The organism is Luteibacter sp. NPDC104163 (genome assembly GCF_055584245.1).
This window is the reverse complement of record NZ_JBVJMK010000012.1, coordinates 56,542-71,951: the sequence shown is the minus strand read 5'-3', so window position 1 is coordinate 71,951 and position 15,410 is coordinate 56,542. Positions and strand designations below refer to the sequence as shown.

Sequence of the window (15,410 nt, the reverse complement as noted above, 5' to 3'; positions counted from 1 at the left end):
TTCTCTTATTTCCGCACATCGAGGACTTCGCCCGTCACCGGGCTGATGGCGAGGGCAAGCGTGGCGTGCGCGACCACGCTGGCATCCAGCAGTTGATCAGGCGGTTCGACGCCAAAGTTCTCACTACGCATGGGCGTCGCCGTCCGTTCCGGATTGACGACATTGATTCGAACCCCGGGGCCTGCGAACTCCTGCGCAAGGCCCTGGGCGAGGTTGACGACCGCGGCCTTGGTCGCGGAATAGATAGCCGACCGGGCACGCCCGCGGGTATAAGAGCTCGAAGCGAACAAGATCAATGCGCCATGGCGCTCGGCGAGAAACGGAAAGCTTTCCTTCGCCACGACAATCGAACCGGTAAGGTTGCTGGCCACTTGCTCGCCAATGTCGGCATAGGAAGTACCTTCCAGAAGACCCTGGCGTAACACGCCTGCCGTATTGATGACGATGTCGATGGCGCCAGAGGACCCGGCGGCCTGGGCAAGCGCCTCACGCACCGCAGCCGGATGGGCTACATCGATGCCGCCGCCGCGAGAAAATGCGTGTACCTCCGCGCCCGCATCCCGGGCCATCGCGACGATGGCGGCTCCAATGCCCCGGCTGCCACCGAACACCACGACGCGCTTGCCCGTGAGGTTGATCTCGCCCACCGTCTCCGCCGAGATCCGGGACCGAAGCTGGAAGAGGCGGTCTGCAAGGTAGATATCGGAGGGGTAGGTGATCTTGATGTTGTTGACGTCGCCATCGACGATGGCGACCGGTGCGAGGGCATACGACACCACCAGACCACAGTCGTCGGTGACCTTGATGGCGCGGTCGGTAGCGGCCATCGCGTGAGCCCTTCTCAACAAACCTGCCCGGAAGGCCTGTGGCGTCTGCCCGAGCCGGAGTGTCGAACGGTCCGGAATGTGCGCGATCGTGCCCTCGGTTGTGCGTTCGATGATCGTATCTGCCGAGGGGATCGCCGTATCGACCGCGTCGTAAGCATCAAGTGCATCTATGCAGCGGTCGATCGTGGCGCTATCGAGCAAGGGGCGCACGATATCGTGCACAAGCACCTTGGCCCGGTCATCAGGGATGGCGGTCACTCCGGCGGCAGAACTTTCGCGACGCGTTGATCCGCCCAAGACGATCTTGTGGACCTTGCCGTAGCGACCACGTACGACGAGTTCTTCCGCCATCATCCGGGTCTCAGGGCTCACGACAAGCACTACGCCATCGATACGGTCATGCGTCTCAAAGACATCGAGCGTGTGTTCAAACACGGTCTTGCCCGCAACCTTAAGGAACTGTTTGGGGATCGAGAGCCGAGCGCGTTCGCCCGTACCAGAAGCAAGAAGAATGGCGATGGTCGGGGGAAGCTCAATCATGGTTCCGGCTTGTCGAGTGTGTGGGAGATCGGCTGCGGAACGCGGCCCACCAAAGCAGTGCAGCGGTGGTACCCAGCGCACCCTGAAGCATAACCGCCGCCCCTGCGATCCCAAAGGGCGGGATGAGCGTGAAGCCCAGAACGGCGAGAACGGCCAGGCCGGCCGCCTGCGCCATCATCCGCAGCCGTCGGCGATCGCTGGTTACGAGGACATTGGCGCCGGTCGAGCATAGGCCTATGAGGAAAGGAGTCAGGCACAGGTACCGAGCCGCCTGCGCAGAGCGGGCGAAATCGTCGCCGAGAAGCCACGGGAGTGCCCATGATGCCGCGATCATGCCGGCGCTCGCCACCCCACCGCCGATCAGGGATGACATCAGCAGGGTGCGCGCCATTCGCGCCGACTGATCGCCGCCACGCGCCCGGAACAGTCGCGGCAAGGCGGCCATGGCCAGGGCGGAAACCGGTATGGCCAGTACGGAGGCGAGGCGGAAGGCGGCCGTGTACCAGCCGGCGGATGCGGGGTCGGCGAGGCGAAGCACCAGCGTTTTATCGATGGACACCAGTGCGGTATCGATGACGCGCATCATCGAGTAACCGAGGCTCTCACCGACGTCGCGGCGAGTGACAAGGAAACGCGCTGGACCAGGCCGAAGGATGCGAGAAACAGCAACGTGCCCGGCGAGAGCCGCGCCGAGCGAGCTCGCGACATGCCAGGGAACGTAAGCACCCAGGGTTCGCTCGTTCGATAGCCATAGAAAGCATGCGGCGGCAACAAGGTTTCCCATGGGGACGAGCGCATACATCCACCCCGCCATACCCATACGCTCTCGTGTCTGGAACGCATAGCTCGCGAGGATGGTTTGCGGAAAAAACACGACCTCGGGGAGTCCGATGGCCGCGTATTGCCAGGCCGGCGTGCCGGTTGGAAGCAATGGCAATGCGCCCAGCACAAAAATCGCCCAGAGTAGGCCTCCGCTAGCCAGAAAAGCGATATTGGCCCGCCTCCACGCCGCTGGGAAAATGTCAGGGCGCCTTGATACGTCCTGCAGCATCAGGAGGCCGAACCCTACGCCCGTCAGTGAGCCAATAGCGCCGGCGAGGCCTGCCGCCCCTGCAAACGTGCCATACCCGGATGGCCCGATGGCTCGCGCAATAGCCACCATCCAAAGCGCCTGCGCGCCGACGCGAACGCCTTGCCACAGCGTCGCCGCGAGTGCGCCTCGAGCGAGGCGACCGCTCAGCCAGTGGCGGGGATCGATGAGTCGGCGCGCGATCATGGTTGCCGTTTTGCCGTATCCAGGCGACGACGTAGGGCGGCGATATCGCCATCGAGCGCACCAGCGACGTTTTGGGTCTGCAATATCTTGAGTTGATCTTCAGCCCCGGCATAGTCACCCGTGGCGATGAGTAATCCGGCCAAGGATTGGCGATATGCAGGTTCACGGGGCGCCGCTTCCGTCGATCCGCGAATCATGCGTACCGCAAGCGTCAAGTCATGGAGTGTCACGGATGCGTAGTCCGAGTACATCGCCTGGAGGCGAGCGGTCGGGTTCGGATGCGACAGGCCCACAATGAACGCATGCGTCAGTCGCTGTGCGTCGAAATGGCAAAGGCCCTGGCCAAGGCAGTTGGCGAGCGAGCCTAGGGCACTTTCATCCTGGACACTGGGCTTCCTCACAGCAAGTTTGGCATCGATGCTGTCCCACCAGGACGGTTTGCTTGCCCGACCGGTTCTCGCGTTGAAAAAAATGAGTGCCTGCTCGGGGAGGATCGATGCGCCGGGGACCTCCGCGGCGCGCTCAAGCGGGGCGTACACGCGGCGAGCGAACGGCGAGTCGAGGTGGTAGCCGGAGAGAATGATATAGAGGCGACCTAGCTCGTATTGCGCACGGCCGGACTTCGGCGCGCGAGCGGCGAGCTCTTCCGCGAGGGAAAGAGGTGACGACCAGGCCGTCGCCGTCACGGCAGTCTGCCCGGTCCAGTAAAGCAACACCGCGCCAAGGGTGGCCCAGCGCGGCACCACCAGCCTCGGACTTGAACCGGACGCCAAGGGTATCGGCACAAGTAGGGGGACGACCGCTACAAGCAGTCCGAAGCTAGAGAAGTAATTCCGGTGTTCGTAAACGAGTTCCAGCGGAATGATAGTCGCCGTCATTACATGCGCTGCGAAATACAGGGCAATGCCCAGCGCCAGCAATGGCAATCGCTTGCGTGCCCAGATCGCGAGAGCGACAAGTGCAGTGATGATACCCGCCGAGACGATCGTCGTTGGAGGTTCGAGCCAGCCTACGGAGACTCGGAAATCATCGTGATAGAAAGATAAGTCGTTTGCCGATGGCACGAGGGTCCATCCGATGTAGTCGACCACAACGCGCAACTCGCTTAGCAGGCGCGTTGAAAGGGTGAAGTCACGACGGGCCCAGGAGCGGCCGCTCAGCACGCCGGGAAGCAGCCAGGCGAGCCCCGCGATGAAAGGCAAGAGGAGCAGGCAGGTATAAATGGCGGCGATGCGGCGATCACGGGCAATCTCGCCGATACGATTCATGGATCGCCCGCGAAACACCATGAGCTCGATGAGAAACGCATAAAGCGGCGCCATGACGGCGTTCTCTTTTGAGAGAAGACCGATCAACGGCAGGACGGTAAGGCTTGCGAGGGCGGCGACCAGGTCTCGCGTAAGACGCCGTGCGCCCATGCGTTCACGGGCCACTACATAACCCAGCAGTGAAAGCACGACGAATAGATTGGCCAGGCTCTCCATGCGCTGAACGATGTAGAGCACCGACGTAAGATTGATCGGCAGCAGGAGCCAACTCGTGGCAACGATCGCGGCGAGTAGCGCCGGTCGTCGCGACACCTCACGATGCACGGGCGTGAGTCGAAACAGGCGTAGCGCCAGGAAGTAGAATGCTATGCCGTTCAGCAGGTGTATCGCCAGGTTTACCGTCTTCATCTCGGACGGGTCACCATCGGCGATAAGCCAGTCGACGGCAAATGTGAGCGATGCCAGTGGGCGCTTCAGGTCACTTGAAGGTGACGACATCGCGGCGCGTACCAGGGTGGGTGTGGTCGCCTCGCGGACATGGAGATCGGCGTTGTCCACGATGTTCGGGTAATCGTCGAACAGGAAGCCACCGGTCAGGCCTGGTCGATAGACCAGAAATGTGGCGAGCACGGCAACAAGCATCACCAGGGCGGCGATGCGTCCATCGGAAAGGCGGACCCTCACTTCGTCAGTGCCCTTTGATCTGTTTCGAGCGCGCGGCGCAGATGCGCCATTTCGTTTGGCCAATAATCCTGCGCTTCAAGCACTTTCGCATGAAGCCATGCCATACCTTGGGTCGGCCGCACGGGATCTACCTCCAGAGTGTCGAAATAAGCGAGGTGGGCTAGGCCCTCCCGAGGGTGACCGCGCCGGCCCAGCTCGGCCGCCTGTGCCAACGCCACGGCAGGGCCTGGCACGCGGGCCAGGCCCTCATTGAACCACGTCAAGGCCGAGGCCGGGTCATCCTGTGCCAGGGCGAGCTCACCACGCAGGTGGGCGATATCCTGCATTCGCCCTGGCAGGGCGCTTATCGCTGGATTTGCGGCAGCGGCATCGAGCAGATGAGCCAGGTCGCCGTATGTCATGCCTGCGCACGTGCGCCTGGCCACGAGGTCCATCGCGGATTGCGTCCACGACGTAAGCAGCGGGCCAGGGTCACGCGATCCCTGACGTAGCGAAAATTCGGCGGCCTCCCAGTTCTCAGCATTCGGGCCTCTGCCATGGCATGCGACGATGATCGTGGTGAGGGAGATTTGCACCTCCCCGGGGAAGGCTGCACTGGCGGAAGACAGCCGGGCGCTTGCCTTTGCATACTGGCCCGCGTCAAGTTCTTGTTGAGCAGCCCATGCCTGTGCGCGTGGTGACTCCGGTGCCGTAAGGACCCACACTTCGGCCTGTTCAAGCGGACGCGACCAGAGTGCCGCCGCGTAATGAGTGAGCGCCGCACAGAGGACTAACGGTGCTGCGAAAGCAGTCATGCTTAACCAGCGAGTCCGGATGCTGCCGATCGCCACGCCTATTGGCCAGAAAGCCATCATTGCTGGCAGGTAATTGCGGTGCTCGAAATAGAGCTCCAGCGCTAGGGATGATGATTCGAGCAGGTGGCCACCGAGAAAGAATCCGATGGCAAGTGACAGGGATGGCCAGCGACGGCGGAAGCGCCACGCGAAAGCAGCCGTGCCGACCCAGGTAAGTATGACTGGCAGCGTCCACCAGGGGGAAAGTAAGTTGCTGGCTGCGCGATATTGATCGTGGAACAGGCTTCCGTAGTGACTATCAACGAGAAAGAGCAGGCGCAGGTACTCGAGAAGAATGGTCGGCTCGGTAATCACTCGCTGCCATAGCGTGAAGCTTCGCGGCGGCGGTGGCGGATGGCCTAGTGACTTAAGAAGAACCCAGGTAACCCCCGCGATGATGAGTACCGTGCAGGGAACGGCGACGCGCGCGCGCCAGCGGCGGTATTGCGCCACGCGCGCTGGCGAGCCATTCATGGGAAGCGAAGCGTCGATGACGAGCGACAGCAATGGCAGGAGCAGCCCGTTCGGTTTTGCGAGAAAGGCCAGCGCGGTGCACGCCAGCCAGCCCAGTATCAGGAGCACGTTACCGCCACGTCCGGCGAGCATGCGCTCACGGCCCTCGAGCCAGATATGAAGGCCCATCAGCACAACGAATGCGGCAAGCATCGCCTCACGCTGCACGACGTACAGCACGGTGGAAACGAAGAGGGGGTGCAATAGCCAGAGGCTTGCGGCGAAGAGTGCCGCCATGTCGGCCTGTGGCTCGCTGTAGCCCTGCATGCGACCCAACCGGCGAAGCAGCGTGCCGAGGAGCAGGTCGTTTAGAAGATGCAGGGCGAGGTTATGCCACTTGAACGGAAATGCCTGTGCTGGCCAATCGTGGGCATCCAGCAGAAAGCTCAGTAGAGATAGTGGGCGCCCCGTTGGATCCGCTCGGCCCGCCGTGATGTAGCGCAGGAACGTCGAAAGATTATCAACGGGTCCGAATTGCCCCAGCACTGGCAGATTCGCGGCGTCATCGAACATGAAGCCGCCATGCATACCCGGCGCGTATGCGAGTACACATGCTGCGCAGGTGAGTGCAAAGAGTGCTGCGCTACGGATGACAGTCATTTTCACGGGCAAAAAAGAAAGGGCCGCTTGCACGGCCCTTTCCCAACAAGACTGCAGAGCAGGCTTACTTTTCAGCGCGGCAAGCGGTCGGCAGGTACTGCTCGGCCACGTCGGTCTTATTACCGCCCTTGACGGCTGCGGTGGAACGGCAATTCCAGGCGATGGTGCCGCCATTGTCGTACGGCGACAGGCCGACGAACTTGCCATCGATCTTGTCGTTGGCTTCCTGCGGCGTGCCGCTCGCAAATTCAGCGTTGATCACGCCCTTGGTGACCGTCACCTTCTTGACGTACTTACCCTGGGTCGAACCATCCGTGACCGGCAGGCCTGCCGAACCGGCACCCAGCGGGAAGTGACCCTTGTTGTTGTAGAACTCAGCCACGGCGGTCTTGGCGCCGTCAGCCAGGTTCATGCCTTCCGACACCTGGGTGCGGATGATGTAGTTCTGGTACTGCGGGATGGCGATAGCAGCCAGGATCGCGATGATGGCGACCACGATCATCAGTTCGATGAGCGTGAAGCCCTTCTGGACGTTCTTCATGGAGATTCCTCGTTAATGGGTATAACTAACCGAAAAAAAGTGATGCCCCCTGAGCCCTAGCACCTCCCCCTTGCCGAGCAACGGAGAGGAATGCTCCCTCACTTGCTTTGGTCAGGAACGACCAGGAAGCTCGCCGCAGGTCCTGCATTTGCCATGCCATGGGCCTCGCGACCGACATATTCCCTCATATTTGCCGGTGCCGGGATTGTGCACAGGATCACGCTAGCGGATCAACAAGAAAATTTCGCGGATTCAGTGGATTGCGACACATTTTGATGTGACGTTAAATGTCATAAGGTGACGTTCTGCGTCACGCTTTCCGGCACGAAGTCGGTAGGTACTTGGGATCGATCGATCCGCGGCAAGCCCAGCTGATGGTGCCGCCATTGGCGGCGGGAGACATGATCAAGGTCTGTTTCTTCAGCGTGTCGTTGGTGTCGGCTTGTTCGTAACTGATCGTTACGACCCCACCATCGCCCACCGACAGGCTCGACACGTACTTTCCAGCCAGCGATGCGGCCTTCGGTAGCCCCGCAGATTCATTCGACGACGGGAAAGTTCCCTTATTCGTCATGAACTCCCAGATTGCTGCCCGGGCACCCGAGGCCAGTATGAAGCCTTCCGACGCCTGCGTCCGAATGATGTACGTCTTGTATTGCGGCACGGCAATGGCTGCCAGGATGGCAATAATCGCCACGACGATCATCAGTTCAATGAGGGTGAAACCGGAGGAACGCGAGCGCATGGCGAAGGCCCTGGAGGAGATCGAAGCCGACGCAGCACGTTTCGTACCAAGGCTACAGCGGGTGGCTGACCCCCTCAGGATTCTTGAACTCCGTCACGCTTTTGCCGCTGGCGCCACGCGTTGAGGCCGACCGGCACCGCCGCCATGGCGAGCAGCATTTCAGGCCCGCGGAACGGAATCGAGTAGCGCGGCTCCGCCTGCAGGATCGTGTAGACCAGGGTCACGAAGAGGCTGAGGCAGGCAATGGCCTGCAAAGGCGGCGGAGTTTCTCGACGAATCAAGGCGAGGACCGAGGCAATCAACGCGAGCAGCATCAGGATCGGATTCAGCACATAACATGCCCCCGCCATCGCGGCGAGCAGGGATGAGGTCTTAAGCGGCGATTCGCGCGTGGGGTAGACATACACATCGCCCTGGCCGATACGTATGCTCCAGTCCCATAATAGCGCCGGCTTGCTCAGGTACCAGCGCAAATAGGTCCACGGCCTTTCGCCCAATCGACCGAGCATGAGGGCGGCGCCCGCCGAAGGCTTTGCCTGGAGTGTGTCGATTTCTTCCTGCATGGCGTCGATTTCGGCCTGCGCCCCCGCATCGCCATGGCTCGCCAGTTGGTAAGCGAGGTGATAGCTCGGCCACGAACCCTGTACGAGGTTGGTCATCGCCCGGCCTTTCGCGCTCGGCACGTCAGGCAGGGTAAACGACCGTGCGCCCCACGCCATGGGTAGCGCCAGCGACGCGATGAGCAGAGCCGCCGCGGGGCGCGTGCCGAGGCCGCCGCGCCACCACGCGAACAGGGCAAGTACGAGGCCGAAGGGAATCAGTACGGCGTTCGTCAACGCCGCGAGGCCGAACGCGACGCCCGCAACAACGAGGCGACCGGCTCTTGGCCGCGTAGTCGCCCAGCCGTATATGCAGAGTGCGACCGAGCAAAGGAAGGCGAGCAGCGTTTCAGATAGGAGATAGGCCGGGATGGCAATGCTATGCGGCCAGATAGCCATCAAGAGCGCGGCGGCGGCAAGCCACGGAAGCGACAGTACGCGCCGGCAGGCGATCACGAGCAATGCCACTGTCGCCCCGCCCAGGATGGCCTGGACCAGCAAGGTGGTTGCGTAAAAAGGATCGAACGATCCGGTTGCCGCCATGATCGTCCCGAGGAATGCGGGGTATCCCGGATCCCGAAAGCTATCGGGTGCCGCTACGGCGGCCCCGGACCATGCCACGGAGAACGTATGGCGATGGATCAGGTTCCATGCGTACCGGTAGTACTGAACAGCATCGCCACGCACATATTCAAGATCGACGGGCTGTAGCACCTGCGCATGCGTGACAAACCACAGGCGCAGCCCGGTGGCCACAATGCCCGCCACGAGGGCGATGACGAGAGCGATATATGTGGGACGTCGCGGGTGCATGGGGTGGAACGGATGCATGGGTTCTCCTACGGCGCCGGTCGGTGGCGGTCGCCAAGACCGCAGGAGGATACGCTATGGCGGCCACGCATCCCCGCGTGCCGCGTCGCACCTTGCGCCGATGCGCTACCCTCCGTACCGTCCCGTCTCGACGAAAAAAGCCAAACGGAGCTCCACCCATGAAACCCCTCTTCGCCGCGCTAGCCCTGGCGCTGGCCACCAGCCCCGTGCTGGCCGCCGACGCCGACATGGCCTCGCCGCACCCGTTCTCCATCCGCGACCTGGTCATGATGGATCGCGTCGGTGACCCCCAGCTGTCCCCGGATGGCCGCTACGCACTTTTCGCCGTGCGGGCAACGGATTACGCGGCGAACAAGGGTGTTACGTCGCTCTACGTGATGGACCTGGACAAGCCGCCCCAGCCGATCAAGGTGGTCGAGAAGGGCTCCTCGGCCCGCTGGGCACCGGATGGCAAATCCATCTATTACGTCGCCCCCAAGGGCGGTACGGCCCAGGTCTTCCACCGTGCGTTTGACGCCGGCCAGGGCGGCAAGGGCCTGGCCTTTACGGTCAACCCTGGCGAGGCCGTTACCGACGCCCCGCTCGATGTCGGTGCCTACAAGCTCTCGCCGGATGGCTCGAAGCTCCTCCTGAGCTACGAGGTCTTCACCGACTGCGCCGACCTCAGCTGCACCAAGGAGCGCCTCGACGGCCGCGAGAAAGACAAGGCTACCGGTACCGTCTACGACAAGCTGTTCGTCCGCCACTGGGATACGTGGGCTGACGGCCGCCGCGCCCAGCTCTACATCGCCGACGCCAACGCGCCTTCGCAGCCCGTGCTCCTGAGCAAGGGCATCGACGGCGACGTGCCGAGCAAGCCGTACGGCAGCGAAGACGAATTCACCTTCTCGCCGGATGGCAAGACCGTGTACTTCGACGTCCGCATCGCTGGCAACAGCGAGCCCTGGTCCACTAATTTCGACATCTACAGCGTCCCGGCGGATGGTTCGGCCAACCCGACCAACCTCACTGGCGACAACCAGGCGTGGGATGCGAATCCGCTGGTGTCGCCGGATGGCAAGACCCTGTACTACACGGCCATGAAGGAACCGGGTTCCGAGGCGGATCGTTTCGGTATCTGGGCCATGGATCTCGCCACGGGTGCCAAGCACGAAGTCGATCCGTCATGGGATCGCTCCGCGGGCACCCTGCAGATCTCCGCCGACGGCAAAACCCTCTACACGACCACCGACGATAATGGCCAGCATCCGCTGTTCGCGATCGATGCCGCGACGGGCAAGGTCACTACGCTTGTCACCGACGGCAGCGTCAGCGCCTTCTCGGTCGGCCAGAAGAAGATCCTGCTTTCGCGCGATGACCTGAAGCGCCCGGCCGACCTGTATACGGCTGACCTGAAGGGCAAGGGCCTGAAGCAGATCACCCATTACAACGCCAAGCGCATGAAGGCGGCCCAGGTCGGTGAGCCGGAGTTCTTCACCTTCAAGGGCTGGAACAACGAATCGGTGCAGGGCTACGTCGTGAAGCCCGTCGGCTACAAGAAGGGCAAGACCTATCCGGTCGCCTTCATCATCCACGGCGGCCCGCAGGGTGCCATGACCAACAGCTGGAGCTACCGCTGGAACGCGCAGACCTACGCAGGCCAGGGCTTCGCCGTCGTCACGGTCAACTTCCATGGCTCGACCGGCTACGGCCAGGCCTTCACCGAATCCATCTCGGGTGACTGGGGCGGCAAGCCGCTCGAAGACCTGAAGGACGGCTGGAGCGCCGCGCTGCAGAAGTACAGCTTCCTCGATGGCAACCGCGCCTGCGCGCTGGGCGCCAGCTACGGCGGCTACATGGTTTACTGGATCGCTGGCAACTGGAACCAGCCGTGGAAGTGCCTTGTCGACCACGATGGCGTCTTCGATGCACGCGCCATGTACTACGACACCGAAGAGCTCTGGTTCGAAGAGAAGGAAAACGGTGGCACGCAGTTCGAGCACCCGGAAAACTACGAGCGCTTCAACCCGATCAACCACGTGAAGGACTGGCGCGTCCCGATGCTCGTCATCCACGGTGGCAAGGACTTCCGCATCCCGGAGACCCAGGGCATGGGCGCATTCACGGCACTGCAGCGTCGCGGCATCCCGAGCAAGTTCCTGCACTTCCCGGATGAAAACCACTGGGTGCTCAAGCCGCAGAACAGCGTGCAGTGGCATGAGACGGTGAATGCGTGGTTGAAGGAGTGGACCGTGCCTGAAGCAAGCGCGAAGTAAGCGATCAGGAGAAACGGCGGCCAAAGGTCGCCGTTTCTTTACTCGGGTCGGGTTGTCGGATGCTGCAGCTTGTCGCTATCCACGAATGCGTCTCCAAACGCCGCGGCGGCGCGTGACGCGATGTGGTTATCATCCCAATAAAGTGCCATGCCATCGCGAACGCCTGGGCAGCGGGCTGCATCGCAGAAAAAATCTACGGGCTCCACGTAGGTGACATTGGCATGTCGCGCGGGCAACGCTGACAACGTGGCACGGATCGGCGCGGAGCGCTCCATGAAAACATCCCGTGACACGTCGCAGGCGTTCGCAATGTTCCGTCGCAGGCAGTCAGGCACTGACGCGGGCATGTCGGGGGTGGCACCAATAATAATGACCCTGCGCACATGCGGTGCCAGCGCGTCGACGGTTGCGATGAGTCTTTCGGCGAAATACCGGTCCGTCGGCCTGGGCCAGCGTGATGCCAGGATCACGGTATCCATTGACTGCGCATGCCGCAGGGCAACTGCATTGAAGGCCTTGCAACCAGCGGCGAACACGGGGCTTTCGCCATTGTCGTACTCCACGGCAGGCGCGCATGCGTCTCGCGAGTATTCCGTGAAAGCATTTCCTTGTGCGCGTGCCAAGGCAGCAGCGAAGGGACGGAAGGCGAACGCATGCGAATCACCCCAGATGGCGATGCGTGGGCTGCCCTTCCTGCCAAGCACGCAAGAGGCTTGGTCAACTGCGTCGGCCGGGATCAAGCGATTGAAGTGACAATCGGGAAGATTCGCCGGCCTGTCCTGGGCTGCGGCTTCGGCAGGATCTTCGGGCGGTGGGGACCGCATCGCAGCGGAAGCGCCCGCGAGCGAGCCCATGGCTATGACCAGCGATACGGCGAGCGTCACACCCACGACGCGGTGGGCCTTCATCACACGCATTCGGCGTAGCGGACGCTCGACCCATCGCCAGGTTGCGACAGCCAGCGCGAACGAGGCGATCACCAGGGACATCCGCGTCATGGCCGGGAGCTCGCCTGGAAGGGCGACCGTGGCAAGGGCAAGGAGGGGATAGTGCCAGAGATAGAACGGATATGACACGCGGCCGATCGATACGAGTGCCCGCGAGGAGAGTAATCGCCACACGACACCCCGCGTTGTCGATGCATGCACGAGCAATGCCGCGCCGAGCGTCGCGGGGAGGGCGCCGAAGCCCGGGAAGTGCGTCGTCGGGAAAGTCATGGCGGCGATGAGCAGTGCTGCGCCAAGGATGCTTTCCCGGTGGCCGTTGCGTTCGCTAGCGCGCGGTGCCCAGGCAACAAGGGCGCCCAGTGAAAGCTCCCACCACCGGGAGGGCATCGCGTAAAACGCGGCTTGGCTTCCGCGATAAAGTGCCCATTCGGCAAACGCGAACGACCCGGCCGCACAAGCAGCGAACGCCACGAACCGGGCAGTCGGTGAGTGTCGACGAGCCAGCAGGAGCGCGATGGGCCATATAAGGTAGTACTGCTCTTCCACACCCAATGACCACAGGTGCAGCAACGGCATGCGGTCTGCATTAAGGCCGAAGTAGTCACCCGTGGTGTACTGGAAGAGGACGTTGGCGCTGAAGACGCTCGAGGCGGCGACCGAACGCAGCGCTGCTGAGAGTTCGCCGTATGGAGAGAGGATGGCGAAGCACCCCGCGACGGTAGCGGCAAGCACGATGCCCAACGCGGGAAGCAAGCGCCGGGCGCGCCGGGCGTAGAAACCGGCTAGGTCGATTCGGCCCGTACTCGCCAGTTCGGCCTCGAGCAGCGATGTGATCAGGAAGCCCGAGACGACAAAAAAGACGTCCACACCGGTATAGCCCGCTGGTATACCGAAACCCGCGTGGTAGAGGACTACCCCGAGCACGGCGATGGCCCGAATGCCGTCGATGCCGGGTCGATACGCCATGCCATGTGTCGCCGTCGTCATATCCCGCGACCGCGCCACTCGTCAGAGTTCGCCGTCAGTGGCCGTCGCGACGAACGTTCGCCCGAAAGCGGCGGCCGCGGTGGACGAGATGTGGTTATTATCCCAATACAGCGCCATGCCGTTGCGCACGCCCGGACAGGTCTCTCTGTTGCAGAAGAAGTCCGCGGGCTCGACATACACCACGTTGGGGTGTCGCGCGGGCAATGCGGAGAGCACGGCACGGATCGGCGCGGAGCGATCGATGAACGTTTGGCGCGCGATCTCGCAGGCTTTCAGGGCATGACGGAACATGCACTCAGGCACGGCGGACGGGAGGTCGGGCGTGGCACCGATGATGTAGATGCGCCGGACATGGGGTGCAAGCGCGTCGACGGTGGCCGTAAGGTCCGCACCGAACTGCCTGTCGTCCGGCTTTGGCCAGCGAGAGGCGAGAATGACGGTATCCATAGTCTTCGCACGGTCAAATGCTGCCGCATTGAACGCCTTGCATAATGCCGAGGTTTTTGGGCGCTCGCCATTATCGTAAGCCACCGCTGGCGCGCAGGCATCGCGCGAGTAGGCGATGGCCACCTTGCCTTCACGTTGCGCAATAGCAGTGGCGAATGGCTGGAATGCCAGCGCATGTGAATCGCCCCAGATGACAATCTGCGGTGAGCCTTTGCCACCAAGCGTACATTTCGACTCGTCAGGCAACACGGCAGGGGCGAATGAGTTCGCATGGCAGGCGGCCATGTTCGCTGGCATGTCCTGCGAGGCTAGCGCGGCGGGGTCATGCGACGGTGGCGATGCCTTGACCGCATCGGCGACCTGCACTGACAGAATGGCGATCGCGACGCACGCCGCAAGTGTGGCGCCAACCAGCTTGCGTGGCAGCGCTAGGGTTACGTTTCGAAGGGGCTTCTCGAGATACTGCCAGGTGCCCAGCGCCAGGATGAACCCTGCGAGCACAAGGCCGGCACGCGTCACCGCCGGGACCTCGCCAGGGATCGCCACCGCCGCCAATGCCAGCAACGGCCAGTGCCACAGATAAAACGGGTACGACACCTTGCCCACCAGCACCATCGCGGGCGACGCAAGTACGCGCCAGGCCCCTCCGTGCACCGTGGACGCATGCACCAGCATCGCCGCGCCTAGCGTCGCCGGCACGGCGCCGATGCCTGGAAAATGGCGCGTGGGGAATGCCATCGCAACGAGGATCAGCGATATGCCGGCTATGCTCTCCCAGCGTCCGCTACGCTGTCCGGCGGGCGGTGCCCACGCCACCAACGCACCCAATGAAAGCTCCCACCAGCGCGACGGCATCGCGTAGAAGGCTGCCTGGCTGCCGTGGTAAAGCGCCCACTCGGCATACGCCAATGATCCGGCCGCGCATGCGCCGAACACAGCACAACGGGCCCTGAGCGGGAGCTTCCTCGCCATCAACAACGCCACGGGCCAGAGCAGGTAGTACTGCTCCTCGACGCCCAATGACCAGAGGTGCAGCAGCGGGAGGTGGTTTACGTCGGGCCCGAAATAACCCCCGGTCGTGTACTGGAAAAAGATGTTGGCGCCGAACACGCACGATGCGGCAACCGAGCGGAGTGCCGCCGTCAGCTCGCCATACGGCGAGAGAATCGCAAAACATCCGGCGACCGTCGCCAGCAGCACGATTGCCAAGGCGGGCAAGAGCCGCCGGGCCCGGCGCGCATAGAACGCGGCCAGGTCGATGCGTCCGCTCCTGTCGAGCTCAGCCTCCAGAAGGGACGTGATCAGAAACCCCGAGATCACAAAAAACACATCGACGCCAACAAACCCACCCGGCGGGCCGAACCCGGCGTGATACAGGACGACGCCAAGAACCGCGATAGCGCGAAGGCCATCGACGGAAGGGCGGTAGGCGAGACCTGGATGGTCCGCTGTCGCTCGGGTGGCAGTCATCAAGTCGGTCGGCGCTCTGGAGTGGGCGCCACTATAGCCAATGTTCA

General features: G+C 62.7%; 10 protein-coding genes. 1 reads left to right on the top strand and 9 read right to left on the bottom strand.

All coding sequences use genetic code 11. The annotated features are described in order from the left end of the window. Positions 1 to 5: 5 nt before the first annotated feature. The 7 genes from ispD to ACZ6YI_RS15025 all read right to left on the bottom strand — a co-directional run bounded on the left by ispD (position 6) and on the right by ACZ6YI_RS15025 (position 9,257). Positions 6 to 1,367, bottom strand: a complete 1,362-nt coding sequence (gene ispD, locus ACZ6YI_RS15055; RefSeq protein ID WP_465779370.1) for a 2-C-methyl-D-erythritol 4-phosphate cytidylyltransferase — start codon at positions 1,365 to 1,367, stop codon at positions 6 to 8. Next, entirely contained in the window at positions 1,360 to 2,643 is a 1,284-nt protein-coding gene (locus tag ACZ6YI_RS15050; RefSeq protein ID WP_465779369.1) for a lipopolysaccharide biosynthesis protein, read from the bottom strand. The genes ispD and ACZ6YI_RS15050 overlap by 8 nt, the downstream gene beginning before the upstream one ends. Then, the gene (locus ACZ6YI_RS15045) at positions 2,640 to 4,595 is read right to left on the bottom strand and encodes a hypothetical protein (protein ID WP_465779368.1); all 1,956 of its coding nucleotides are present in this window, start codon (positions 4,593 to 4,595) and stop codon (positions 2,640 to 2,642) included. Before ACZ6YI_RS15045 ends, ACZ6YI_RS15050 begins: the two co-directional genes overlap by 4 nt. Further along, positions 4,592 to 6,454 (bottom strand): tetratricopeptide repeat protein, encoded by a 1,863-nt coding sequence (locus tag ACZ6YI_RS15040; protein WP_465779367.1) that lies wholly within the window; start codon positions 6,452 to 6,454, stop codon positions 4,592 to 4,594. Before ACZ6YI_RS15040 ends, ACZ6YI_RS15045 begins: the two co-directional genes overlap by 4 nt. 151 nt (positions 6,455 to 6,605) lie before the next feature. After that, positions 6,606 to 7,082: a pilin gene (locus ACZ6YI_RS15035; protein WP_465779366.1), complete on the bottom strand. Its 477-nt coding sequence runs from the start codon at positions 7,080 to 7,082 to the stop codon at positions 6,606 to 6,608. A 310-nt stretch (positions 7,083 to 7,392) separates the two neighbouring features. Continuing rightward, positions 7,393 to 7,827, bottom strand: coding sequence for a pilin (locus ACZ6YI_RS15030; RefSeq protein WP_465779365.1), 435 nt, complete (start codon positions 7,825 to 7,827; stop codon positions 7,393 to 7,395). A gap of 74 nt (positions 7,828 to 7,901) precedes the next feature. Next, positions 7,902 to 9,257 (bottom strand): hypothetical protein, encoded by a 1,356-nt coding sequence (locus tag ACZ6YI_RS15025; RefSeq protein WP_465779364.1) that lies wholly within the window; start codon positions 9,255 to 9,257, stop codon positions 7,902 to 7,904. A gap of 158 nt (positions 9,258 to 9,415) precedes the next feature. Between ACZ6YI_RS15025 and ACZ6YI_RS15020 the strand changes: the two genes are divergently transcribed. Continuing rightward, the gene (locus tag ACZ6YI_RS15020) at positions 9,416 to 11,512 is read left to right on the top strand and encodes a dipeptidyl-peptidase 5 (protein ID WP_465779363.1); all 2,097 of its coding nucleotides are present in this window, start codon (positions 9,416 to 9,418) and stop codon (positions 11,510 to 11,512) included. Between the two features lie 38 nt (positions 11,513 to 11,550). Here the strand turns inward: ACZ6YI_RS15020 and ACZ6YI_RS15015 are convergent, their stop codons facing one another. Together ACZ6YI_RS15015 and ACZ6YI_RS15010 are read right to left on the bottom strand one after the other, a co-directional pair. Next, complete coding sequence (locus tag ACZ6YI_RS15015; protein ID WP_465779362.1) at positions 11,551 to 13,425, bottom strand: acyltransferase family protein; 1,875 nt, start codon at positions 13,423 to 13,425, stop codon at positions 11,551 to 11,553. A gap of 42 nt (positions 13,426 to 13,467) precedes the next feature. Next, positions 13,468 to 15,363 carry an acyltransferase family protein gene (locus ACZ6YI_RS15010; protein WP_465779361.1) on the bottom strand — a complete coding sequence of 632 codons (1,896 nt, stop codon included), beginning with the start codon at positions 15,361 to 15,363 and terminating at the stop codon, positions 13,468 to 13,470. Positions 15,364 to 15,410 lie beyond the last annotated feature (47 nt).